This window comes from Niallia taxi (assembly GCF_004005475.1).
In the GTDB taxonomy this organism is placed as follows: domain Bacteria; phylum Bacillota; class Bacilli; order Bacillales; family Cytobacillaceae; genus Niallia; species Niallia taxi.
In genome coordinates this window covers 21,864-45,006 of record NZ_RZTZ01000017.1, presented here as the reverse complement: position 1 = coordinate 45,006, position 23,143 = coordinate 21,864, and the positions used below count along the sequence as shown (strand labels likewise).

Here is a 23,143-nt window from a genome sequence, read left to right as displayed (position 1 = left end):
CTCCCTGCCTATTAAACTTGTAATTTTGAATAACCAGAAACCATTTGTTTTACCACTTCAAGTCCTTCGCCTTCAAGCTCCTTAACAGGAAGCTTAGGAGGTCCAACATCAATACCTGATAACACAACTGCCTTTTTTAAGGTTGACGGAAGCGTTCCGTATTTAAATGTGTCTCGCAATGGCTGAAGCCTGCTTTGTGCTTTCTCTGCTTCTTCCAAATTTCCATTCATCCACTGTGTATAAATAGAAACAACTATTTCTGGCAATAAATTTGCGGTTGCTGCAACAGCCCCTGCTCCCCCGGCTTTTAATGTTTGTAAAATAAGCGAATCAGTTCCTGCCAATACGGAGAAGTCTTTATCCTTTGTCAGCTCAATATAGTGTTCAATATTTTCGAAGTTGCCGCTGCTGTCCTTAATACCGATAATGTTCGGAACATCTGCGAGTGCAGCTGCTGTTTCAGGCTCAATATTCACACCTGTTCTTCCTGGAATATTGTAAAGCAGCACAGGTAAGGATGTAGATTCGGCTACTTTTTTAAAGTGCTCCTTTAATTCTTCTTGTGATGGGGCAATAAAGTATGGCGTGATAACCGATAATGCATCTGCACCAAGCGCTTCCATTTCTTTAGACAGCTCAATCGATTCCTCTGTACTATTACCGCCAGCTCCAAGAATAACCGGAACTTTTCCATTAGCTGCTTCAATGACAGTTTTTGCGATTTTCAGTTTGTCTTCCTTATTAAACAAATGAAATTCTCCATTTGTACCAAGTGCAAATATGCCATGTACTCCCGATTCTATTAGATGGCTGACAAGTTGTTTCAGCACCACCTCATTAACTGTTTGATCCTGACGTATTGGTGTCACGATTGCTGGAATAATCCCCTTAATATCCATAATAAACCTCCGAATGGTTGCATTTTTAAACAATTAACATTTTATGTACCGCTTACATTTTTCATTATAAAACTAAAGGTTTAAAAACTCAACACTTTTTTAGTTGAATTTTTAAACCTTTTTATATCGTTGCATTTTGCAACTATTATTATTCTTTTAATTTTCTCCATAATGTTGTTCGGTTAATTCCTAACCGTTCGGCGGTTTTCGTCTGATTTTTGCCTTCTTCTAGCCAAACTTTTTGGATGATGCTTTTTTCTATTTCATCTAAGGTTCCTGTTAACGTCAAATCACTCGTCACACCAGCAGGTTCACCTTGCATTACTTCTGCAACATCTTCTATTTCTAAATAATATCCATTTGAAAATAACACACCATTATTTATAGTTTGTTTAAGCTGATTAATATTACCTGGCCAATTCCCTTGTTCTAAATACTCTTTTGCCTCTTGACGAAGGCCAACAACTTGCTTTCCATACCTCAAGTTTTGTTCATTGATGAAAACAGATGCCATCCCTTCAATATCTTCTTTTCTTTCCCGTAATGGTGGCAATACAAAGCTTACATCAGACAAAAGCTGATGGAGACTTTCCAAAAACTCACCTGTTTGGATTTTAGCAAAGATATTTTGGCTGCAAGATATAATAAAAAAGCACTCCTCTTTATGCTCTTTTACAAAGCGATATAGAACTCTTTGCAGTTCAATTGTCAAATACTCGATATTTTTGATGAACACTGTTTTCTTGCCATTATCAAGCCGTGATAGCCAATCCAGCCAAGTCTCTTTTGTCATAAGCTCACAATCAAATGTAATCAAATATGAACTGTTTAGATGCATGTTACTTGCGTGTATATAGGAAGCTATATATTCTTTCCCTGTTCCTTTTTCTCCGTTTATCCAAATGCATGAATTCACTTGTTTACTATTTTGGATAAATGTGAAGATCTTTTGCACTTTTTCATTTTTAGACAGGAATGTAAGGCCATTGTTTCTTTTTTCATCACCAATTGATGTCAGAACGCCAGCTTGATTTTTCTCGTTCACGGCTAGTCTTTCCAGCTTGAATACAGTTATTTGCTCATCGTTTCTATTCAGCTGCTCCTGTAAGACCTTCCAATGTGCTTCTGCGTCTGAAAGCAAGTAGACATGTTTTTCGCCAACCTGACTACCTAACAATTCCTGCAATTGCTCTTGCATGTTCGGCGTAACCTGTTCATTAAAAAGGCTATTGCTGTATATTCTTGTTTTATCGGCATCATAAACAGCTATTCCCAAATCAGATTGCTCAATCAGTTGATATGGCAAAGAATAGGTTTCTTTTATTTTTTGATAAAATCCATATACCTTCTCTGCATTGCGGAAAGCTTTCATGACACTTTCTTTTCCTGATGTAAGCAGAATGCCATTCAAACCGGCACTTTGTGCCATTTTGATTGTGACAGCATCCCCAATAATATTTTGATAGCCATTTGATTTTAGATTTTCCAAAATCGCGCTGATATCTTGCTCCTGTTTTACTTTGTAGGATGACATGCTAATATTTAAAATTTCACAAACCGCAGCAGCACCCTCTGCAATTTGCTCAAAACCTACGATTGCTGTTTTTCCAGGATATTTCTTAACAAGCGTTAAAACGCGAAGCATATCATAACCGGAAACCTCTATTTCAACGACTGGTATACTCAGCTCCCGTTGAATGAGTTCTGCTGTTCCTCCTCTGCTTATAATAATGTCAAAGCCTTGCTTTTTCGCAGCTTTTGCTAGTGATAAGCCTTGGTTTAAATCACCAATTTCTGTCGTAATATCAAGCTTTTCTTTTTTTGCCAGCTGTGTAATTAATTCTTTTAGCCCTTCATATGGAGCTATTGCTAATACCTTCATTCCGTTCACCTTCTGTTGCATATTTAAACATACCATTACTATACCAAATAATTACACTGTTGAAAAAATAAAATGCTACGAATATAAAAAAGACCACTTTCCCGTAAGGAAGTGGTCTTCCGATTATCATCATTCACCTGCGCCAATTCTTCGCAATCTCCTCAATATCCCGCGGTGATGTTCGGCAACAGCCGCCAATAATGCTCGCTCCTGCTTTAAACCATTCTTTATGGTACAAACTGGAACAGACCTCTTCGCCATGCCATGTTTTCGTTTCAGGATTATATGTTTCACCCGAATTTGGATAGACGATTATTGGTTTACTTGTATTTTCTTTAAAATGTTTGATTGATTCTGTAACAATTGGTGCTGGTGCACAGTTTATTCCAATTGCAGCAATTTGGTCATTTTCGTCAAACAATCTTCCACAATCTCTGATTGGAGTGCCGTCACTAATTTCTGTATCTGATTTTAAAGAAAAAGACAGCCATGCATATGTATCTGGGAATTCACTTAGGATTTTTACTAACACTGTTGCTTCCTGCAATGATGGAATTGTTTCAAATGCTAATAAGTCAGCCCCTGCTTCAATTAATGCCGCCATTCTTTTGCGGTGGAAATCTGCCAACACTTCATCTGATACTCCGTAATTTCCGACATATTCAGATCCATCTGCCAAGTAAGCTCCATACGGTCCAACTGATGCTGCGACTAACGGCTTCGGCCTGTTTGGGATAGGATGTTTATGCTCATCCCAAAAGTCATCCCTGGCTTTTTTTGCAAGGGCTACAGTCTTTTTTATTAACTCTAATGCTGCAGATTCTTGAATGCCTCTTTTGGCAAAACCAGCGATGGAGGCTTGATAGCTCGCGGTGATGGCACAATCTGCTCCAGCTAGATAATAACCCTTATGCACCTGATAGATAAGTTCTGGATTGTCTAGAAGCACTCTTGCTGACCATAGAGGATCATCCAAATTACACCCATATGCTTCTAATTCTGTCGCTAACGCTCCATCCAAAATCATTAGAGGGTATTCTGTTAATATAGTTTTAATTGGATTGCTGCTGAACATAGTCTGCTTCCCCTTTCGTCTTAAGCTTCTTTGTGATGTAAAAGCTACTATAGCAGAATACGATAAACGGTATTCCACAATATAAGGCTATACGTTGTGTTGGGTCAAAGGCTATTCCAATGCATGATGCAAGACAGAGTACAAAGGAAGCGATTGGTACAAAAGGATAAAGCGGCGTCCGATAAACAAGGTCGTCAACTGAATTGCCTTCTTTTAAATACTGCTTGCGGAACAAAAACTGCGAAGCACTTATGCTCATCCACACAGCGACAACAGCAAGTCCAGAAATGGACACTAATACGATATAAACGGTACCTGGTGCAATAATGCTTGATAAAAGGGCCAATCCTCCGCCAAACATGCTGAATACCACTGCATAAACTGGAACACCGTTTTTGGATAGTTTTTTAAATCTCGGTGAAATAGTATTTTTATCTGCTAGTGACCATAGCATTCTTGATGATGCATAGAGTCCTGAGTTAGCTGCTGACAAAATAGCAGTCAATATTACAAAGTTCATAATATCTGCTGCATAAGGGATTCCGATTCGCTCAAAAACAGCCACAAATGGGCTTTCTAGCACTCCAGCTTCCGATGATGGCAATAGTGCTGACAAAATAAAAATCGTTCCAACAAAGAAGATAACTAAACGCCATAATGTTGTGTGAATCGCTTTAGGAACTGTTTTTTCTGGATTGGCTGTTTCACCTGCTGCAATTCCGATTAACTCTGTTCCCGAAAAGGCGAAGTTAACTGCCAGCATTGTCATGAACACTGTGATAGCTCCATTAGGAAAAAGACCACCACTTGTGAAATTACTTAGCAATGGTGCTGACTGTGTATGTGCCATTGGTATAATGCCAATAACAGCACCTAAGCCTAGTAAAATGAAAAGTACGATAGCAATTACTTTAATAGAAGAAAACCAAAATTCAGATTCTGCGAACAACCTCACTGTTAGTACGTTCAACAAAAATATTAAAAGTGCGAATACTAAGCTCCAAATCCAAACATTAACAGATGGAAACCATCTTTGCATAAGAAGTCCCGCTGCTGTAAATTCCGATCCTAACGCAACAGTCCATGTTAACCAGTACAGCCATGCAACTGTATAGCCTGTAGCTGGATTAATGTATTTAGCGGCATAGCTGTGAAATGCTCCTGTTTCCGGCATATGTACAGCCAGCTCTCCTAAGCACAGCATCACCAAATATACGACAAGCGCTCCAATAAGATACGCTAGAATTGTGCCTATAGGGCCAGCCTGCTGTATCGTATAGCCTGAGCTCAAGAATAGCCCTGTTCCAATAACTCCCCCTAGTGACAGCATCACTAAATGCCTCGTTTGCATTTTTCGTTGAAATTGTTCTTTGTTGTTTTCCATCCCAAACTCTCCTTAAAATATCCAGAAAAAAACACACCCTAAACAGAGTGTGTCGCTGACAAATAAACTAAGCTCTCATCTATCAGGGAGTCAACACCCACTGGAATTAGCACAGTGTCAATAGACCTGCTGCTGAGGCTTCATAGGGCCAGTCCCTCCACCTCTCTGGATAAGAAATATTTTTTTAACATTACCAATCTATGAAATTAATGTCAATAGGGGCATATCTGGCAATTTAGCAGAGAATTATTCTTGTATTTCTTATTTGGATAGTGCAAGTGAAAGCTACCTATTACTACCTACACTATTTTCTGTGTAAGGAATATTTCAATATAACAAAAAAACCAAAAATATTTAATTTCCGTGAACAACTAGTTAATCATCTATTTACTTTTTTTTAGAAGAATCATTCTCAAAAAAACTATCCTTGTTATGTTATACTGTATAAGGTTTGCAACATAAGAGAGGAGTTACCAATATTATGGACTTATCAAAATCATCTGAGTATAACAAAACTAAATCTATTTCTTTTTATTTACTTATTGCAGGGATTGTCCTTGTCGCTTTCAACCTTCGCCCGGCAATTACTTCTTTAGGACCTCTTGTCGGCTTTATTCAGGAAGACGTTGGACTAGCCCATTGGAGTTCAGGGTTACTGATGAGCTTGCCATTAATCACATTTTCCGTCATGTCACCTCTCGTACCGAAAATATCCAGCCGGTTATCAAATGAAAAGGCGCTACTTCTCGGTCTAATTGTATTATTAACAGGGATTTGTTCTAGATCCATTCCATATACCTTTTTCCTTTTCGCTGGGACATTACTAATCGGAATTGGCATAGCTATCGGCAATGTGCTCTTGCCAGCAATTGTAAAGGATAAATTCCCGACAAAGTTTGGTCTAATGACAAGTGTATACTCTACTTCTATGGGTATTTTCGCTTCCTTAGCTTCAGGTCTTAGTGTTCCGCTAGCTGAGGAGAACGGTCTAGGTTGGCAAGGTGCTCAAATGGTGTGGGGCATTCCCGCTGTAGCAGCGATTATTGTCTGGTTTTATTTACAGAAATACAATCGGAATGATAGTGCAGAAGTTAAAAATACAAATCTTGTTACTCCAACAAAAGTTTGGTCTTCTCCGATTGCTTGGCAAATCGCTATTTTCATGGGATTTCAGTCATTTTTATTTTATGTGACAATTTCATGGCTGCCAGAAATTCTGCATAGCTATGGAATGAGCATAGAGACTGCGGGATGGATGTTATCCTTTATGCAATTAGTAGGTTTACCTGCCAGCTTTTTTATCCCATTTGTGGCAAGCCGTCTCAAGTCCCAATCTTGGATTGCCCTCGGTTTGGGCATTTGCGCGATTTTAGGCTATTTCGGGTTATTGGTTAGTGCTGACCACTATCCTATTTTAATTATCAGCATTATATTAATTGGTTTAGCTCTTGGCGGAATATTCCCATTAGCACTAAGCTTAATTGGATTCCGTTCACAAAGTGCGAAGCAAGCAGCAGAGCTTTCAGGTATGGCACAATCAACAGGCTATATTCTGGCTGCAGTTGGACCATTATTCATCGGTTCCCTATTTGATTGGACACATGTATGGTCCATCCCACTAATCACTCTTATTTTTGTAGCAGCGATTGTAACAATATTTGGAATGATGGCAGGACGGGACAGACATATTTAATTAGGCTAAGAATTAGTAATTCCGTCTAAAACGATGAGGATGGGACATTAGTATAATAATCTCCATTAAAACCGAACTATTTAGTTCGGTTTTTTATTTACTTGGATGATTCATTTATAAACATAAGCCCTAATAAATGATTTATTGAATTTAAGGATTCCCTCTTTTTTTACTATTTACGCTAAGAATTACAACCTCTAAAATACCAATATTATCTAACATCTACTATTAAATATTTATGATCTCCAAGGACAAACTAAGATAAAAATAAAAGGAGAAAACGATGTTTAAGCGGAATGAATTAAACTTCTTACGTCTATTATTCTTTGCCAGCATTGGATTATTGATAAATATGATTAGAAAGCCACCTTTAAAGGAGTGGCTGATTATTTTTTTGTTCAAAAGCTACATTGCGTCAATATTAGATAATCTAGCTGTTAAAAAAGGCTATATTACATACCCTGTCAGAATATTTAGGACGTTCGACATTAGTGTGCTTTTCAGCTACTTAATCTTTCCTGTCACATGTGTTTATTACAACCACGCATCAAAAGATTCAAAGCTGCCCGGAATAGTGATTAAGTGCCTGCTTTTCAGCATTCCATCAGCAATTGCAGAACATTTTATTGAGAAAAATACGAAGCTGGTCCAATATAAAAAAGGCTGGAACTCTTATTACAGCTTTATTTCCATTGCTTTCTCCTTCTTATTTGTTAGGTTATTTATGGCCGTTGTTCGCAAGGTGGAAAAAGTACAAGCAAATAATTAAACGAACATTACCCATTCTCATGATGTTATGCAGAAGGATTGGCTGCAAATATTGTTGTAATGCTGAAGAACAGAAGATCCTTTAATGTTTCAAATGCATAGTCGATATCCAATCTTTCTGTCCACTGATGTGCATCAAAACCAACAGGTCCGATATTTAAAACAGGTACATTAAATACTTCTAATTCTTTAAGCGGAACAGAGTATCCCCTCTCCCACATTGGCATATTGGCGGTAAGTGATATCATGGATGCAGCAGGATACTGTAAACCAGCATAGCTTAAATCAGATATGCCATTAAAGTAGTTTCTTTTTTCGAAATCTACTCCATGAGAAGTTAATCCATATTTCTGAACGGCTTGCACAACATTATTGATTAACGGATCTTTATAGGAGCTTATCGCTGGATAAAAGGGCGGCGCAAAAAACAAGATCATCATCGGTGCCAGTTCCTTACATAAAATCGCTAACTTATCGACCATTTCAATCGTTGCCTCTCTGTCATCCATTGTCCCCCTGTTTTTCAGGATATTTGCATGAATACTTTCCACACTTTCTTTTCCATACTTTGTCACAGCATACTTACTAAGCTCATCAAATGTTAATACAGTAACTTTCATGTCCGGTGGCACAAAAGGAGTAAATTTAGCAAACGCATGAGCTTGTTTTTGATAAGAACTAGCTATTTTTGCTGCGGCTCTGTCGGCTGTTTCTTTTAATGCAGTCACAATATCATCCATTTTCTTCTCTAATAAAAATAAATTGAATAGCGATACCGCCCGATGCGGAATTTGTACAGAATAATCCTTTTTTATCCCATACTGAATTAAATTAGTTGGCGGCGGCGTAATTTCTCCCTCTACCATTTCGCATAAATCAGTGTTTAATTCGAATTCCTCTGTCAATAAAGAGACCATATAATTTGCATTTAATCCTGCAAAGGGTTCTCCAACATGCGTTTCTTTTCCATAGCATAAAAAGCCTGGCAGCAGTTTCCCAATCGACCCCGTATATATATATTTATTCTGGTCACCGGGATATCTCATAAACATCGGCTCACCATTTAATACCGTCACATATTCCAAGTCATGTTTTTGTGCGATTTCTAATAAAAGTGGGACAGCCGCTCTCATTCCGACTGAATTTACTTCCTCATCAGGAACTGTCACTAGCAGAATATTTCCATCGAACTCTCCGTTGCATGCTTTTTCTATAATAGACATATGGAGCGCAAGCCCACATTTCATGTCCATTGTTCCCCTGCCAAATAGCCAATTTCCTGTTTCCAAATCGTTCTTGACCTGTCTTGGCAGTTCTTCCTTATGCTGTTGGAATAATTCTGTGATTTTCTGGGGATCAAATGCGTATTCCTTCCATCTTCCATAATCCTCCACATCTACTACATCAAAATGACTGATAAGTATGACTGTCTTTTTCGTTAGTGGCTGTTTTTTTACAAGAGCCGTAACAAAATACGTTCCGTCACCTGTTGGATTTTTTTGCAGATGCTGCGGATTGTCTTGGAAATATTTTAAGCTTGTTAACTGTTTTATGACATAGTCAGGCAGCTCCTTTTCGGCATTTGTGCCTGTAATGCTAGGAATCTTTACAAGATTACATAAAAGGTCAACTAATTGCTCCTTTGTACTCCATTTCTCCATGACATGCCCTCTTTTCCGAATGATGAAATTGCTTTCCATTCACTATATAAAAATGGACAGAACCCGCAAATTATGTGGTTCTGCCTATTGCTGTTGAAATTTCGTCTGCCGCTTTCTTTATACAATGAATTAAATAGGATAAACGTTCTTCACTAACACGATATTGGACGACACCAATACTGATTGCCCCGACAATATCGTGATTAAAATTAAAGACAGGTGCTGCAACAGACAATGTTCCCTCTGTTCTTTCACTGAAGCTAGTAGCATAGCCCTGTTCTTTAATAAGAGCTAAATGACCATATAATTCTTTTTGTTTTTCTTTAGATGATGGCAGCAACTCCTTTACATTTGCCTCAATTGTCTCCTCTGGCATATAAGCTAGAATTGTCTTATTCGGCGCTCCGATATGAAGGGGAATTCGCAGTCCGATTTTGTCAATGATTCGCACATTTGTTGGACTGTCCACACGCTCTATTATGATAGCTTCCTTTCCGTCCGGAATGTTGAAATAGATACTTTCCTCTACTTGAAGTGCTAATACTTCCATCACTTCTCGTGCTTTTGTTCTATAGTCAGCTTTCTCAAGCTCCCTTAAGCCGATCTCCATCCATAAGCTTCCGAGTTTATATTGCTTCGTATGTTGGTTTTGCTGTACTAAGCGATGTTGAATGAGTGTATTCAGTAAGCGATGAACTGTACTTACTGGAAGACACAAGCTATCAGCAATTTCTGAAATGGACCACCATTCTCCTTTATCAGAAGCTATTAACTTGATAATGTTTAATGCTCTATCGATAGACTGTACCATAATAACCTTCATTCTGTTTTTGACATAAAAAACCTTTTCACACCATCAATGTAGCAGACAGATAAACATTGCGCAATATAATTTTTACAATCTTAAGAATTATTAAAATTTTATTCATAACAAGCATGATAACCTATTGACATATTATTGAAATTATTTGACAATAAAGATAATTTCCAAATAGTAGATATCGTTTCCACATTACGGAAAAATCAGCTATTTTAGTTTATGTTTGGACAACAAATCATATGATATAAACTCACGTTTGATAAACCACCTAATGAATGGAGGAACCCTTATGTCTTTATCGGAAAGGATTATAAGGCAAACGGAAAAATATGGAGCAAACAATTATCACCCTCTGCCAATAGTGATTGAAAAAGCAGAAGGGGTATGGGTGGAAGACCCAGAAAACACAAAATATATGGATATGCTTAGTGCCTATTCGGCCGTAAACCAAGGACATCGGCATCCGAAAATTATTGAGGCTTTAAAAAATCAAGCTGATAAAGTGACATTAACCTCCCGCGCCTTTCACCATAGTCAGCTCGGTCCATGGTATGAGAAGCTTAGTAAATGGACAAATAAGGATATGTCACTGCCGATGAATACTGGTGCAGAGGCTGTTGAAACAGCCATTAAAGCAGCAAGGCGCTGGGCCTATGATGTGAAAGGCGTCAAAGCTAATTCGGCAGAAATTATTGCATGCACAGGAAATTTCCACGGCCGCACGATGGCCGCCGTTTCGTTATCGTCTGAGGCTGAATATCAGCGTGGTTTCGGTCCATTGCTTCCTGGCTTTAAACTCATTCCATACGGAGATCTAGACAGTCTTAAACAAGCGATTACTCCAAGTACGGCAGCATTTTTGATCGAGCCAATTCAAGGAGAAGCTGGTATTATTCTCCCACCTCCCGGCTTTATTAAAGCTGCATTTGAATTATGTCAAAAGCATAACGTTCTCTTTATCGCAGATGAAATTCAAGTTGGCCTTGGCAGAACAGGAAAAATGTTTGCCTATGAGTGGGAGGACATCGAGCCAGACGTGCTTATATTGGGCAAAGCACTTGGTGGAGGCGTATTTCCTATTTCCTGTGTTGTTGCAAACAAGGACATACTCGGCGTATTCAATCCAGGATCACACGGGTCTACATTTGGCGGAAACCCGCTTGCATGTGCCGTCTCCATCGCAGCATTAGAAGTAATAGAGGAGGAAAAGCTTGCAGAACGGTCCCATGAGCTTGGCTCTTATTTTCTTGCCAAACTGCAAGAAATCAAGAGCCCGGCAATTAAAGAAGTTCGTGGCAGAGGATTATTTATCGGTATGGAATTATATGAGGCAGCACGACCATATTGTGAGCGGTTGAAGGATCTTGGCTTGCTTTGCAAAGAAACGCACGATACGGTAATTCGGTTTGCGCCGCCGCTGATTATCACTGCGCAAGAATTGGATTGGGCACTTGAAAGAATTAATCAAGTGTTTACCGCAGAATAAAGAAGATAAGAACAAGAAACTGATTAGACATTCCTAATCAGTTTCTTGTAGCATCGCATTGCCATTTTGCTTTGAAAGCCACTGTATCACTTCTCTTCGTCTAATAATCCCAATAAACACACCTGAATCATCAACGACTGGGACAAAGTTTTGTTCAAGTAGGGTACTAACTATTTCTTCTATTTCGCTGCTGACGGAAATGGCTTCATATTTAGAATAGAGCGGCACATCTTGAAGGCTGACTACATTTGTATGCTGAAAATCGAGATTACCAGTATTCTTCATTTTCCACAGTAAGTCACCTTCCGTTATTGTGCCTAAGTAGTGACCATTCTTGTTTAAGATTGGCACAGCACTGTAGCGGTGATATTCCATCTTTTCCATTACCTGTCTCATTGTCCAATGTTGAAATACGAAAGCAACCTCTTGTTTTGGAATGAGAAAAAATGCTACGTTCATTTCCGTTTATTTTCCTTTCTTATTGGCTTGCTGTCTGCCACAATATGAATATCTATATTAGTTGTTTGTCTCATAATATCATTGACGATGGAGCCTCTCTTAATTTCCTCCCACCTTGTTCTTGCTGATTGCCCTAATAATATTTGCGTAATAAAGTAACTTTTGGCTGTTTCCACAATTACTTTAGCAGGCTTTTTCTTTCCTTTTTTCTGAAGAATAAACTGAGCATCAAACTGTATGGATAATTCTTCCCAGACTCTGATCTTTTCCCTTTTCCATTGCGGCATTTCCAGCACTTCAGTATCTGTAACATGGAGCACATAGAGCTTTGCCTTTAGTCGATTGGCCATACGCCAGCCTCTTCTTATCAGCTTTTCCGCTGTTTCACTATACTGCACGCATACTAATATCTTTTCATGAAGTCCAATCGGACCTTGGTAAAGATGACCATTGTTCTCTTCTATTTTTTCATCCACATCATCGGCTACTTCTCTTAAAGCCAACTCTCTTAATGCATAAAGATTCGCTTCCGTAAAAAAATTACTTAAGCTTTGCTGAATTTTATGGTTTGCATAAATCTTTCCTTCCTTCAGCCGCTTTCTTAGTTCAATTGGAGTGATGTCAATAAGCTGAATTTCATCTGCTTTATCAAGAAAAAGGTCTGGCAGTCTTTCCTTTACTTTTACCCCAGTGAAATTCTCCACAATATCATGAACACTTTCCAAATGCTGTATATTAACAGCTGTATAAACGTCAATCCCTGCAGCTACTATTTCTTCTACATCTAGGTATCTTTTTGGATTTACTGATCCATAAATATTCGAATGAGCAAGCTCGTCAATAATGACAATTTCCGGTTTTCTTGCTATGATAGCCGGAACATTTACTTCAAAAAACTTCTTTCCTTTATATGTTATTTCAAGCAGTGGAACTCTCTCTAGTTTTCCTATCTGATTTCCTGTTTCCATTCTGTTATGTGTTTCAACCAGCCCAATGACAATATCCTTTCCTTCGTTCCGCAATTCATTAGCATCCTGTAGCATTCTATATGTCTTTCCGACCCCTGGTGCTGCGCCAATATACAGCTTTAATTTACCCCTGCTTTGCTTATTGATTTCTGCAAGGATTTCTTCAGGCGTTCTCCTGTTGGCAAATGGATTTTCCGTATTCACACCCAACATCAGCTCCATCATTCATAAGCTTCCCGCTTAGTCACAAGCGGGAAACCCAATCTGTATTAGAGGATTAATTTCATTAATTCTATGTTCAATTGCAGAACATTTACCTTTTCCTCGCCAAACATCCCCCAATCCTTTTTCTCTGTATGACGCTCAATCAATTCCAGTAATTCCTGCTTTGTTATGCTAGTATTATTGGAGATTCTTGTTACCTGCGCTCTTGCTGCCTCTGGAGTAATATGAGGATCAAGCCCGGACCCAGAGTTTGTAATAAGGTCAATTGGCAAATCCTGCAGTGTTTGATTTGGATTTTCCTTCTTCCATTCCACTATTGATAACTTCGTCCGCTCAAGCATCTCTGCATTTGTTGGTGCATAATTATTGGTGCCAGAGCTTGAAGCATCATAATTAATGCTTGAAACTCTCCCATGAAATAAACGTTCATCCGTAAATGACTGACCAATTAGCTTAGAGCCAATTATTTCACTATTCTCCCCGTACACGAGGCTGCCGTTAGCCTGTGTTGGGAGCAAAATGGAGGCAATGCCTGTAACAGCTAACGGGTAAATCAATCCACAAATAAGCATAAACAGCAAGCTGGTTCTTGCAACGGTTGCAAACATGTTTTCATCCCTTCCAATAGTCAAATAAAATTTATAATACAGTCGATATAAGCAAGTCAATTACTTTAATGCCAATGAACGGAACGACAACACCTCCAGCACCGTATAAAAACAGGTTTTTCTTTAATAATGCATCAGAGCTCATTGGCTTATATGCTATTCCCTTCATCGCTAGCGGAATAAGAAGCGGGATGATAACCGCATTAAAAATTAATGCAGACAATATCGCCGAAACCGGTGAATGCAGCTCCATAATATTTAATCTGCTGACTTCAGGTATTGCCACCATAAACATGGCTGGCACTATCGCAAAATACTTGGCAATATCATTTGCAATGCTAAAGGTTGTTAAAGCTCCTCTTGTCATTAGCAGCTGCTTCCCAATACTAACTACTTCTATGAGTTTAGTTGGATTAGAATCCAAATCAACCATGTTGGCAGCCTCTTTAGCAGCAGTTGTACCACAGTTCATTGCCAATCCAACATCTGCCTGTGCTAATGCTGGCGCATCATTTGTACCATCGCCTGTCATTGCGACCAATTTGCCTTTTGCTTGCTCCTGCTTAATGACTGCAATTTTATCCTCTGGCTTACATTCAGCAATAAACTCATCAACCCCTGCTTCCTTAGCAATCGTAGCTGCAGTCAAAGGATTGTCGCCAGTGCACATGATTGATTTTATGCCCATTCTCCGCAGCTCTTCGAATCTTTCTCTCATGCCTGGTTTTACAGTATCCTTTAAGTAAATGAGCCCAACTATTCGGCTGTCAATTGCTACTGCTAAAGGTGTACCCCCTGCTTGTGCAATATGATTCGCTTTTTTGTCTAAATCTGCAGGTATTATGCCGCCTTTTGATAAAACCCATTGCTTTATGGCATCTACTGCTCCTTTACGGACCAATCTACCATCCTGCAAATTCAAGCCGCTCATTCTAGTTTCCGCTTTGAATTCAACTATCTCCGCTCCAGCTGCCAATGTATCATCATAGTGATAATTTTCCTTTTTTAATAGCTCCAAAACAGATCTGCCTTCTGGTGTTTCATCTTTCAGTGAGCTTGCTGCAACCCATTTATAAAAGATATCCTTATCAGCCTCGCCTGCTTTGATAAATTCACTTGCCATCCGATTACCAAATGTTATCGTACCTGTTTTATCTAAAATTATCGTATTAATATCACCAGCAGCCTCAACTGCTTTACCCGACATCGCCAGGACATTGAATTTTGTGACCCGATCCATCCCAGCAATCCCTATGGCTGAAAGGAGTCCGCCAATTGTTGTCGGAATTAAGCAAACAAGAAGAGCAATTAATACTGGCAATGAAAGCTGAAAGCCTAGATAGTTTGTAAAGAACGGCAGTGAGATGACAACAAACAGGAAAATGAGAGTTAAGCTAATCAAAACCGTATTCAATGCTATTTCATTCGGTGTTTTTTGCCGCTCTGCTCCTTCTACTAATGAAATCATCTTATCTAAAAAGGATTCTCCTGGATTGCTTGTTATTTTCACCCTTATTTCATCACTGACTACAATTGTTCCGCCAGTTACAGAATTAAAATCGCCGCCAGCTTCTTTTAAAACAGGTGCTGATTCACCTGTGATTGCAGATTCATCGACAGATGCCAATCCTTGAATCACTTCTCCGTCACCTGGTATCGTTTCTCCTTGCTTAACTAATACAACGTCACCTTTTTTCAGCTGAGAGGACGGTACATGACTAATGCTGCCTTCATTTAAAAGGTTTGCGAACATATCTGTTTTAGATTGTTTTAGCGTACTGGCCTGAGCCTTTCCCCGTCCTTCTGCAATCGCCTCTGCAAAGTTTGCAAACAAAATAGTAAACAATAGAATGATAGAAACGGCAATATTAAAGCCGCGTTCCGCCCCGTTTGCTTCGAATGCGTCTGGAAAAATGGCCAGAACAACTGTAATAAAAAAGCCTAATTCTACAATAAACATAATTGGATTTTTCACCATTAATGTTGGATTCAGCTTAATAAATGAATCCTTAACCGCCTGAATGATAATGTTATTATTCATTAACGTACTTCCTTTCTGACTTTGCAGTTCCTCCTGAGTATTCATAGCTACCCTCCATTACCATGTTAAAAATTCTGCAATTGGCCCTAAAACTAATACTGGGAAAAACGTTAACGCTCCAACAATGAATACTGTTCCGATAAATAAACCTCCGAAAAGAGATGTGTCTGTCTTAAATGTTCCTGCTGTTTCTGGTACAATATTTTTTGCTGCAAGACTTCCAGAAACTGCAAGCATGGTAATAAGGGGGAAGTATCTGCCAATAAACATGGCGATTCCTGTTGATATATTCCAAAATGGCGTTGCATCACCAAGCCCTTCAAAACCTGAGCCATTATTATTAACAGACGAAGTAAATTCGTACAGTACTTGTGTCAATCCGTGAAAGCTTGGATTTGATATCCCCTCACTCCCTAATGGTGTAAATAACGCAAGCGCACTCCCCACTAATATAAGACATGGTGATATTAACATCGTTATAGCAATCAGCTTCATTTCTTTACCTTCTATTTTTTTGCCGAGAAATTCAGGTGTTCTTCCTACCATTAGCCCAGAAATAAATACAGCGATTAATACATACATCATAATGTTGATAAAACCAGAGCCGACACCTCCAAATACTGTATTTAACAGCATATTGGCAAGAGACAGCATACCAGATATCGGTGTTAATGTATCATGCATCGTATTAACAGCACCGGTCTCTGTTGCAGTTGTTGTTATCGCATAAAAAACAGACTGTGCAATGCCTAATCTTACTTCCTTTCCTTCCATACTGCCGTTTTCAGCAGATATGCCAAGTGCTGTAAGCGCTGGGTTTCCCTGATATTCTTGATAAAGAGACGTGCTGAGGAACACAAGAAATATCAAAGACATTGAGATTAATAGTACTTTTCCTTGTTTTTTATTTCCAACTAGCCTTCCGTAAGTAATTGGAATGGATGCTGGCAATAAAAACATTAAGATAATCTGCATGATATTGCTGATTGCATTCGGATTTTCGAATGGATGAGCAGAGTTAACACCAACATAGCCTCCTCCGTTGTTCCCTAGCTCCTTGATGGAAAGAAAGGAACCAATCGGCCCTGTCGCTATTACTTGCTCCGCCCCTTCTAGCGTTGTTGCTTCCGTCGTTGTTTCGAATGTTTGCGGAACACCAAGCGCTATAAAGAGAAAGCTAGTTACAAAGGCAATAGGCAGCAGGATTCTTGTAATGCTTTTTGTAAAATCAATAAAGAAGTTGCCGATATTCTTTCCAGCCAGCCCCTTAATAAACGCAATCGCAACAGCCAACGCAGTAGCCGGCGCAACAAACATCATGTAAACAATGGCTATCAACTGGGAAAGCAACGAAAGTCCAGACTCACCGCTATAATGCTGTAAATTCGTGTTTGTCATAAAGCTTATCGCCGTATTAAAGGCTAAATCTGGGCTCATTCCCGCAATATTCCCTGGATTTAACGGTAAGTGACCCTGCATCCGAAAGATTAAATAGACTAACAGAATCATAAAGGCATTTGCTGTAAGCATCGATAAGGCATACTGCTTCCAATTTTGGTTATTGTTTTTTATCCCCCCAAGCTTATATATCCACTTTTCAACAGGATGGAATAGCTTATCTAGCTTCGTTGTATTGTCACTAAAAACAGAAGCCATATAGTTTCCCATTGGTATTACCAGTCCAACTATGATCAGCAATGTGAGAATGATAGATACTATTGTCAAAAACAATTTAATTTCCCTCCATCCAACTTAAAATTTCTCAGGATTTATTAAGGCATAAAGCAAATAACTAACAACACCAAGCGCCAGGATAAATATATAAGTAATCATTTCTGTCCCTCCTGCTCATTGCGAGCTGTTTTTCTAGCAGACCATCTAATTAATCCATACATAGAGGTTAAGGACATTCCGATAATAAAAAGCATAAGCAAGTCTTCCATACACTTCTCCTCTTTTTGTTAAATTTTACCATTGTTTTTTGCACAAAAAACCCCCTGTATTACACAAGGGGTAAAATTCCAAGGTAATACCTTCTGTCTTAACGCTTACGAAGTTAGCTGCCGGATTCGGGCCAAGAAGTAGCCCTACCTTTAATAAGGATTCACCCCGGTGAGAAATCTCACAATTAAAATGGGTCCCCCGCTCCAAGTGGATTCAGCGATATAAGATATTTTTTAATTTAGTTAACAGAAAAAAGACCGCGGAGGATTACCCCGTGGTCGAGTTGATTTTTTCGATCACCAGTTACACATCCTCTCTCTTCACGCTTACGAGGTTAGCTGTCGGATTCGGGCCAAAAGAGTAGCCCTACCTTACTAAGAAGGATTCACCCCGTGCGGTAAAAATACCGCGGATGGGTCCCCCGCTCTAAAATAGATTCAGCGATATAAGAAGCAATATTATGTTAGCAATCATACTCCTTTAAGTTAATGCATGTAAAGATAGTTAAAATTCGATTTTCATTCAAATTTAACCATATTGAACCAATTGAGCTAAATTTAATAGCATAAGTCAATGTTAGCTCCTTTTTTCACTTGAATTCTTTCATTTTATTAGCTTTTACAAAAAGAAAACAAAAATAGATAACTTGCCTAAACCCTTTTGTGAATGCTGTTAAAAAGAACTTTGAGGTAGCTCTGAATTGCTAGTATTTTAAAATAGGATGTGTTGCTGCTTCAGTTTACATAAAGGGGGCGAGCATTCAGTCCGTACCCTTTTCATGCTGATAATATTATACTAAAATAAAAATAAGCCCTCTCCTTTAAATAATAAAAGAGAGGGCTTATTTTAAGTACGCGCCTTAGAGGATTCGAACCTCTGACCGCTAATTGAGCGCGTTATATATAACGTTATTATTAATCGAAAGTTGAATCGGTCATTGAGTCGAACAACTGACCGTTTTAACCGAATTTTAACATCCGGATCATTGTTCCGTCAATAACTTTCCGATGGCCTTTGCGATATTTTTATGAATTTAAGTATATCGAAATAACATTGGCGAAACTTATTCTTTCGATTATGTATTCGCTGGGTGTACCGACTTCCATTCGTATTTCCTTTTTCAGCGGCTCTAAATAGCGTATGTACCCGCTCATTTTGTGAATTAGCCCCGACTCCCAAACGCTAATTGTTACGAAAAAGTTGTACTCCATTGCGTAGCAAATTTTTTTTTCGATTTCCTCGATTTGATACTCGTCGAGAATCGGTTGCGCTAATTTGCTCAGGTCGTACAATGCTTCGCTTATCAGTTGTTTTTGTTCTGGCAAGAACGCTGCCGGTAGCCATTTTATCTTTCCTCTGTCTCGAATCACCATAAAAACTTCACCTCGTGAACATTATACACGAACGCATGTTCTGCACGCAATTTAGACAGAATTAAACCGCGAATCCTCGTTTAAATAATTTGTTAATAGCTGATTTAATCTTAGACCTTGAGACACCCATAGAATTTAATACCATTGCATAATAAAGCCATTCCAATACAAACAAATCTAAGACCACAATATTGTTAAATTCTTTATCAAGATTACCATGAGCAATATTATTTCTTTGATTTTGAATCCGTTCTGAAATTTCTGAGTACTTGTAATTATTTATTCCATTCATTTCATACACAGATTTTATAAACAAGTTCAATTCATCATTGAATTCCCTTAAAGCCCAATTTATTTTATCTGCCAGTGTCATACTAGTCTTCATTAACAAATTTTTATGACTTTTAAAATACTTTTTATTTTTTCCAGTGTGCTGATTAATCTTCTCGTCTAAGAAAGATATTATCTCATCTTTAAGTTCTTTATATTTGTCTTCACTTTCTGTATTTAATTCTTTATAAGTTGAACGAAACTGCCATTCAAAACCTGCTGTAACCAATATAAAGCGAGCTGGGGTTATAGTATTATTATCAGCATGGCTCTCGGGAATATGTGTTAGATAAATTTTATTTTCTGCTAAATCATCAAATAACTTTCCTAATTCATTCTCTAAATACGGTAAATCAATTAACTGATTTTGAATAACTTTTTCCTCTTCAATTCGGTCTTTATTAAACCCTTTGATATGTAAGGTACCAACTTTATGGTATTTATCTGTATCCCTATACTTACTCATTAAGGTTAATTGATTGAATGTAATGTTTCTTCTGTATGTAACAAACTTAAGGAAATTGAAGGTAATATTAGATAACCTTTCAATTAGCGCAAAATTATTAGTTGCCTTAAAATAAAGATTCATGTCAGTTTTTAACTTTAGTGGCATAGTTGATACACGGGAAAAGGTTCTAGAGATATTAAGGTTACCTTCAATTTTTTGGCCTTCAATATTAAATGAAAACCTCTTATCAGTTCTATCGTACGGTTCAATTTTAATTTCTGAATTTCCATTTTCGGGTGAGATAGTAAATGAATACGAATGCTCAACATTATGGAACCAATTAAGTTCCTCAGAATTAAGCTTTAACCCTTCAATTGTAGATTCTTTGTCGTCAAAGACAATATATGAAGATAAAGATGCGCAAAATGTTTTGGCCCCTGTTTTTGTAATTTTATAAGGATTAAAATGCATTACCTTCCCATTGTCAAAGTCTTTTCCAACTAAAACGTTTAGTGATATGGTTTCCCTTTTATCAGGGTTAAATATAGATTCTAAATCATTTATATAAACCTCATCCCTATTCTCTATCTCTTCAATTTCCAAGTCATAATTTTTAAGCTTAAAAACACAATTTTTATCGTTAAATCTTATTAATCCTGTATACATATTAACCCACCCATAAATTTTTCAATAATATATATTATATCACTTCCTACGTTTGTAAATTTGTCCTTGTGTACATTCGCTCCAATATTTCGTTCGAAATAAAAAGCCCGCCAGCAATTAGGCGAGCCATTCGACGAAACTAGGAATGCGCAATAAGTCCGCCTTAGTATAATTGCGGAACTTCACGCGGCATTTAATTGGTGAAACAAGGTACGAAAAGTCGTCGGTTTCCTTCGCAATAGGCGCACGATACACACGCTGCTTCTCAACCGGTGGCACGCCATGCTCCATTACGCCGAGGTAACGACCGTCAGCATCAGCAAGCAACCATCCGAATTCCTTTTTGCGAAAGCCAGTTACGAATACATCGGCGTATTGATAATTAATCACTTTCAGCCAGTTATGCGATCGCTTGCCGACGTCATAACGCGAATCCTTGCGCTTTAACACGATACCTTCGAGCGATTGCGCTTTAACTGCGTCGAAATAGTTAGCGCCATGTCCTTCGACGAATTGAACCTTCGAAAGCAGCTCGGTATCATTTGGCACGACATCGGCGAGTATTACCTTGCGTTCTAGCAACGGTAGACTAGTAGTCGACTTGCTGCCGGCTTTCAACACGTCGAACACAACGAGCGAAATAGGCGTTGTTGCACGCGAACTCATGAAACGGCTCATGACGGCCTCGAAGTCCGGCTTGCCATCGTTATCAGTGACAATCAACTCGCCGTCCAGTACGGTACCAGGCGGAACATCGAGCGCAGTTAATTCGGGAAAACGTGCGGTTACTTCGTTCTTGTGACGCGTATATAAGCGGACTTTGCCCGCATCATCAACGGAATATATAAAACGGATGCCGTCGAGTTTCAGCTCTGTCAAATAATCGGCCGAATCGAACGGTTCATCCGACTTGTGTAATAACATTGGCGAAATAAACATCGATATAACACCTCGCCATCAATTATAGCACGGATAGGCAACGTGCTTAGTTAGGCGATTAATGGCGCAATTGGAAAAATATTTTTAAAATAGCAGTAACCTAACGGGCAGTTAGTATTCTATGGAAAACTTCGTGGTGCGAAATGGAGTGAATTTGGAGTTACGCGTTTTTATTATAGTATACGCCAGATCAAGGTTGCTGGGTTATAATAAATTCAACCTTTATTTTAAATGAAAGGAAGGGTTAATAATGAACCTAAGTTTTTTAAAAGAGAGCATTATAAAAATTTGCAAAGAAATTGAAGAATTACCACCTGAGAAACGAAATCGAGGTACAGTATATTTTAATGGTGTAAGTACGACGAAAGAAATTTTCAATAACGAAACTTATGAAAAAACATTAAGCAAACTTTTAGACGAGAAAACTGGACTTAGCAAGGTAGTTTCTTACACGATGATTGCTGGTAATTTAAATAAAATAATAAATAACAATTTGGATACTACCAATAAATCAAAACAAATAACCGATGACATTCAAAAATTTTCAAAGTATGCAAATAACACACAAAAACATAGTGTTTACATTCCAATTAAGGGGTTAGATTTATTTGATACAGAGGAAGTATATTTTTCTCCTAATATAAAAATTCATAATTTAAATATGAAAAGAATAATCGACTTCCTCACTATAGGAACTTTTGACGATGCCGACGTAAAATATCTCTCTCCAACGATGCTTGAAGTTTCTACTGAAACTGCCGACATAGAAAAATCAGGCGAATTCGCTATTGAAATCGGGAAATACATTGTTAACTTTTTTAGATTAGCTGATTTTTTTGGATGGAACGAAGAAAATCTTGCTGTTAGGCTGCCTGGATTTGGGGGAACTCGTGAATCCATGAGAGCGTATATAGTTAAAGAAGACAGTAACTCAACAACTTTTACATACCAGCAAGTGAAAGATCTAAGCGAAAATTATGAGTTAGATGATAAAGAATATATAAATTATATAGGGTATGAAAAGTTTGGTCATTTATTACAGAAAAATTTAGATCATAATCTTGGGAGTATGGATAAATCTATTTTAAGAGCGTTAACATGGTTCGGAGAATCGAAAGTTGAACATGATCTTGGGGCAAGATTTGTTAAGTTAACCTTAGCAGTCGAAACCCTGCTAAATTCTAATGATAGTGACCCAATAACAGCAACACTAAGAGATCGGACAGCTTTTATACTTGGCAAGGAAGTAAGTGAGCGAATAGATATCTCTAAAGAAATGAGCACATTATATAAACAGAGATCGGGTATTGTACATCACGGGAAATCTGATGTTGACTTAAAGAGTTTGCTCAAACTTGAATCATATACAGCTGATTTAATTAGAGCATTCCTAACTGACAAAGATTACCTTGGTATCACTGATAAAACTGAATTACACAAACAAATAGAGAAATTAAAGTTCAAATCCTAGTAT

Annotated in this window: 19 protein-coding genes and 3 riboswitches; of the genes, 4 read left to right on the top strand and 15 right to left on the bottom strand. The window is 38.2% G+C overall.

Annotated elements, in window-relative coordinates:
• Positions 1–11 precede the first annotated feature (11 nt).
• From dapA to mmuP, 4 genes are all read right to left on the bottom strand, one after another.
• On the bottom strand, positions 12–899 hold the full coding sequence (dapA, locus tag EM808_RS24735) for a 4-hydroxy-tetrahydrodipicolinate synthase (protein ID WP_127741891.1): 888 nt from the start codon (positions 897–899) through the stop codon (positions 12–14).
• Positions 900–1,047: 148 nt separating this feature from the next.
• The gene (locus tag EM808_RS24730; RefSeq protein WP_164849784.1) at positions 1,048–2,781 is read right to left on the bottom strand and encodes a sigma-54-dependent Fis family transcriptional regulator; all 1,734 of its coding nucleotides are present in this window, start codon (positions 2,779–2,781) and stop codon (positions 1,048–1,050) included.
• 133 nt (positions 2,782–2,914) lie between these two features.
• Positions 2,915–3,856, bottom strand: coding sequence for a homocysteine S-methyltransferase (gene mmuM / locus EM808_RS24725; RefSeq protein WP_127741887.1), 942 nt, complete (start codon positions 3,854–3,856; stop codon positions 2,915–2,917).
• Positions 3,834–5,240: an S-methylmethionine permease gene (gene mmuP / locus EM808_RS24720; RefSeq protein WP_127741885.1), complete on the bottom strand. Its 1,407-nt coding sequence runs from the start codon at positions 5,238–5,240 to the stop codon at positions 3,834–3,836. Before mmuP ends, mmuM begins: the two co-directional genes overlap by 23 nt.
• A 72-nt stretch (positions 5,241–5,312) precedes the next feature.
• Positions 5,313–5,416: riboswitch (SAM riboswitch) on the bottom strand.
• 305 nt (positions 5,417–5,721) lie between these two features.
• Between mmuP and EM808_RS24715 the strand changes: the two genes are divergently transcribed.
• Positions 5,722–6,933, top strand: coding sequence for a CynX/NimT family MFS transporter (locus tag EM808_RS24715; RefSeq protein WP_127741883.1), 1,212 nt, complete (start codon positions 5,722–5,724; stop codon positions 6,931–6,933).
• Positions 6,934–7,216: 283 nt separating this feature from the next.
• Positions 7,217–7,702: a CBO0543 family protein gene (locus EM808_RS24710; protein ID WP_127741881.1), complete on the top strand. Its 486-nt coding sequence runs from the start codon at positions 7,217–7,219 to the stop codon at positions 7,700–7,702.
• Positions 7,703–7,727: 25 nt separating this feature from the next.
• Here EM808_RS24710 and EM808_RS24705 read toward each other — a convergent pair whose 3' ends face one another.
• Together EM808_RS24705 and EM808_RS24700 are read right to left on the bottom strand one after the other, a co-directional pair.
• On the bottom strand, positions 7,728–9,362 hold the full coding sequence (locus EM808_RS24705; RefSeq protein ID WP_127741879.1) for a M20/M25/M40 family metallo-hydrolase: 1,635 nt from the start codon (positions 9,360–9,362) through the stop codon (positions 7,728–7,730).
• Between the two features lie 70 nt (positions 9,363–9,432).
• Positions 9,433–10,173 carry an IclR family transcriptional regulator gene (locus EM808_RS24700; RefSeq protein WP_127741876.1) on the bottom strand — a complete coding sequence of 247 codons (741 nt, stop codon included), beginning with the start codon at positions 10,171–10,173 and terminating at the stop codon, positions 9,433–9,435.
• Between the two features lie 298 nt (positions 10,174–10,471).
• On the opposite strand from EM808_RS24700, the gene EM808_RS24695 reads away from it, so the two are divergent.
• Positions 10,472–11,668 carry an ornithine--oxo-acid transaminase gene (locus tag EM808_RS24695; RefSeq protein WP_127741874.1) on the top strand — a complete coding sequence of 399 codons (1,197 nt, stop codon included), beginning with the start codon at positions 10,472–10,474 and terminating at the stop codon, positions 11,666–11,668.
• Positions 11,669–11,701: 33 nt separating this feature from the next.
• Here EM808_RS24695 and EM808_RS24690 read toward each other — a convergent pair whose 3' ends face one another.
• The 9 genes from EM808_RS24690 to EM808_RS24650 form a co-directional block, all read right to left on the bottom strand.
• A complete protein-coding gene (locus EM808_RS24690; protein WP_127741873.1) occupies positions 11,702–12,127 on the bottom strand; it encodes a CBS domain-containing protein in 426 nt (141 codons plus the stop codon).
• Positions 12,124–13,308, bottom strand: a complete 1,185-nt coding sequence (gene kdpDN, locus EM808_RS24685; protein WP_127741971.1) for a KdpD-like non-kinase potassium sensor — start codon at positions 13,306–13,308, stop codon at positions 12,124–12,126. Before kdpDN ends, EM808_RS24690 begins: the two co-directional genes overlap by 4 nt.
• Positions 13,309–13,364: 56 nt before the next feature.
• On the bottom strand, positions 13,365–13,946 hold the full coding sequence (gene kdpC / locus EM808_RS24680) for a potassium-transporting ATPase subunit KdpC (protein WP_127741969.1): 582 nt from the start codon (positions 13,944–13,946) through the stop codon (positions 13,365–13,367).
• 13 nt (positions 13,947–13,959) lie between these two features.
• A complete protein-coding gene (gene kdpB, locus EM808_RS24675; protein ID WP_235856711.1) occupies positions 13,960–15,969 on the bottom strand; it encodes a potassium-transporting ATPase subunit KdpB in 2,010 nt (669 codons plus the stop codon).
• Between the two features lie 57 nt (positions 15,970–16,026).
• The gene (gene kdpA, locus EM808_RS24670) at positions 16,027–17,694 is read right to left on the bottom strand and encodes a potassium-transporting ATPase subunit KdpA (RefSeq protein ID WP_127741967.1); all 1,668 of its coding nucleotides are present in this window, start codon (positions 17,692–17,694) and stop codon (positions 16,027–16,029) included.
• A gap of 27 nt (positions 17,695–17,721) precedes the next feature.
• Entirely contained in the window at positions 17,722–17,802 is an 81-nt protein-coding gene (gene kdpF, locus EM808_RS29860) for a K(+)-transporting ATPase subunit F (RefSeq protein ID WP_127741965.1), read from the bottom strand.
• 198 nt (positions 17,803–18,000) lie between these two features.
• Positions 18,001–18,142, bottom strand: a riboswitch (cyclic di-AMP (ydaO/yuaA leader).
• A 78-nt stretch (positions 18,143–18,220) separates the two neighbouring features.
• Positions 18,221–18,366, bottom strand: a riboswitch (cyclic di-AMP (ydaO/yuaA leader).
• A 572-nt stretch (positions 18,367–18,938) separates the two neighbouring features.
• A complete protein-coding gene (locus tag EM808_RS24660; RefSeq protein WP_127741869.1) occupies positions 18,939–19,286 on the bottom strand; it encodes a YolD-like family protein in 348 nt (115 codons plus the stop codon).
• A gap of 61 nt (positions 19,287–19,347) precedes the next feature.
• Positions 19,348–20,730 (bottom strand): HEPN domain-containing protein, encoded by a 1,383-nt coding sequence (locus EM808_RS24655; RefSeq protein WP_127741867.1) that lies wholly within the window; start codon positions 20,728–20,730, stop codon positions 19,348–19,350.
• Positions 20,731–20,847: 117 nt separating this feature from the next.
• The gene (locus EM808_RS24650) at positions 20,848–21,669 is read right to left on the bottom strand and encodes an ATP-dependent DNA ligase (protein ID WP_127741865.1); all 822 of its coding nucleotides are present in this window, start codon (positions 21,667–21,669) and stop codon (positions 20,848–20,850) included.
• Between the two features lie 250 nt (positions 21,670–21,919).
• On the opposite strand from EM808_RS24650, the gene EM808_RS24645 reads away from it, so the two are divergent.
• On the top strand, positions 21,920–23,140 hold the full coding sequence (locus EM808_RS24645; protein WP_127741863.1) for a HEPN domain-containing protein: 1,221 nt from the start codon (positions 21,920–21,922) through the stop codon (positions 23,138–23,140).
• The last annotated feature ends 3 nt before the right edge of the window (positions 23,141–23,143 follow it).

What these genes read in the sequence shown, in the direction of transcription:
- dapA (WP_127741891.1), bottom strand. Translation starts at nt 899, where the DNA reads ATGGATATTAAGGGGATTATTCCAGCAATCGTGACACCAATACGTCAG.
- EM808_RS24700 (WP_127741876.1), bottom strand. Translation starts at nt 10,173, where the DNA reads ATGGTACAGTCTATCGATAGAGCATTAAACATTATCAAGTTAATAGCT.
- kdpF (WP_127741965.1), bottom strand. Translation starts at nt 17,802, where the DNA reads ATGATTACTTATATATTTATCCTGGCGCTTGGTGTTGTTAGTTATTTG.
- EM808_RS24660 (WP_127741869.1), bottom strand. Translation starts at nt 19,286, where the DNA reads ATGGTGATTCGAGACAGAGGAAAGATAAAATGGCTACCGGCAGCGTTC.
- mmuM (WP_127741887.1), bottom strand. Translation starts at nt 3,856, where the DNA reads ATGTTCAGCAGCAATCCAATTAAAACTATATTAACAGAATACCCTCTA.
- EM808_RS24705 (WP_127741879.1), bottom strand. Translation starts at nt 9,362, where the DNA reads ATGGAGAAATGGAGTACAAAGGAGCAATTAGTTGACCTTTTATGTAAT.
- kdpDN (WP_127741971.1), bottom strand. Translation starts at nt 13,308, where the DNA reads ATGTTGGGTGTGAATACGGAAAATCCATTTGCCAACAGGAGAACGCCT.
- EM808_RS24730 (WP_164849784.1), bottom strand. Translation starts at nt 2,781, where the DNA reads ATGAAGGTATTAGCAATAGCTCCATATGAAGGGCTAAAAGAATTAATT.
- EM808_RS24650 (WP_127741865.1), bottom strand. Translation starts at nt 21,669, where the DNA reads ATGTTTATTTCGCCAATGTTATTACACAAGTCGGATGAACCGTTCGAT.
- EM808_RS24715 (WP_127741883.1), top strand. Translation starts at nt 5,722, where the DNA reads ATGGACTTATCAAAATCATCTGAGTATAACAAAACTAAATCTATTTCT.
- EM808_RS24695 (WP_127741874.1), top strand. Translation starts at nt 10,472, where the DNA reads ATGTCTTTATCGGAAAGGATTATAAGGCAAACGGAAAAATATGGAGCA.
- mmuP (WP_127741885.1), bottom strand. Translation starts at nt 5,240, where the DNA reads ATGGAAAACAACAAAGAACAATTTCAACGAAAAATGCAAACGAGGCAT.
- EM808_RS24645 (WP_127741863.1), top strand. Translation starts at nt 21,920, where the DNA reads ATGAACCTAAGTTTTTTAAAAGAGAGCATTATAAAAATTTGCAAAGAA.
- EM808_RS24710 (WP_127741881.1), top strand. Translation starts at nt 7,217, where the DNA reads ATGTTTAAGCGGAATGAATTAAACTTCTTACGTCTATTATTCTTTGCC.
- kdpB (WP_235856711.1), bottom strand. Translation starts at nt 15,969, where the DNA reads ATGAATAATAACATTATCATTCAGGCGGTTAAGGATTCATTTATTAAG.
- EM808_RS24690 (WP_127741873.1), bottom strand. Translation starts at nt 12,127, where the DNA reads ATGAACGTAGCATTTTTTCTCATTCCAAAACAAGAGGTTGCTTTCGTA.
- EM808_RS24655 (WP_127741867.1), bottom strand. Translation starts at nt 20,730, where the DNA reads ATGTATACAGGATTAATAAGATTTAACGATAAAAATTGTGTTTTTAAG.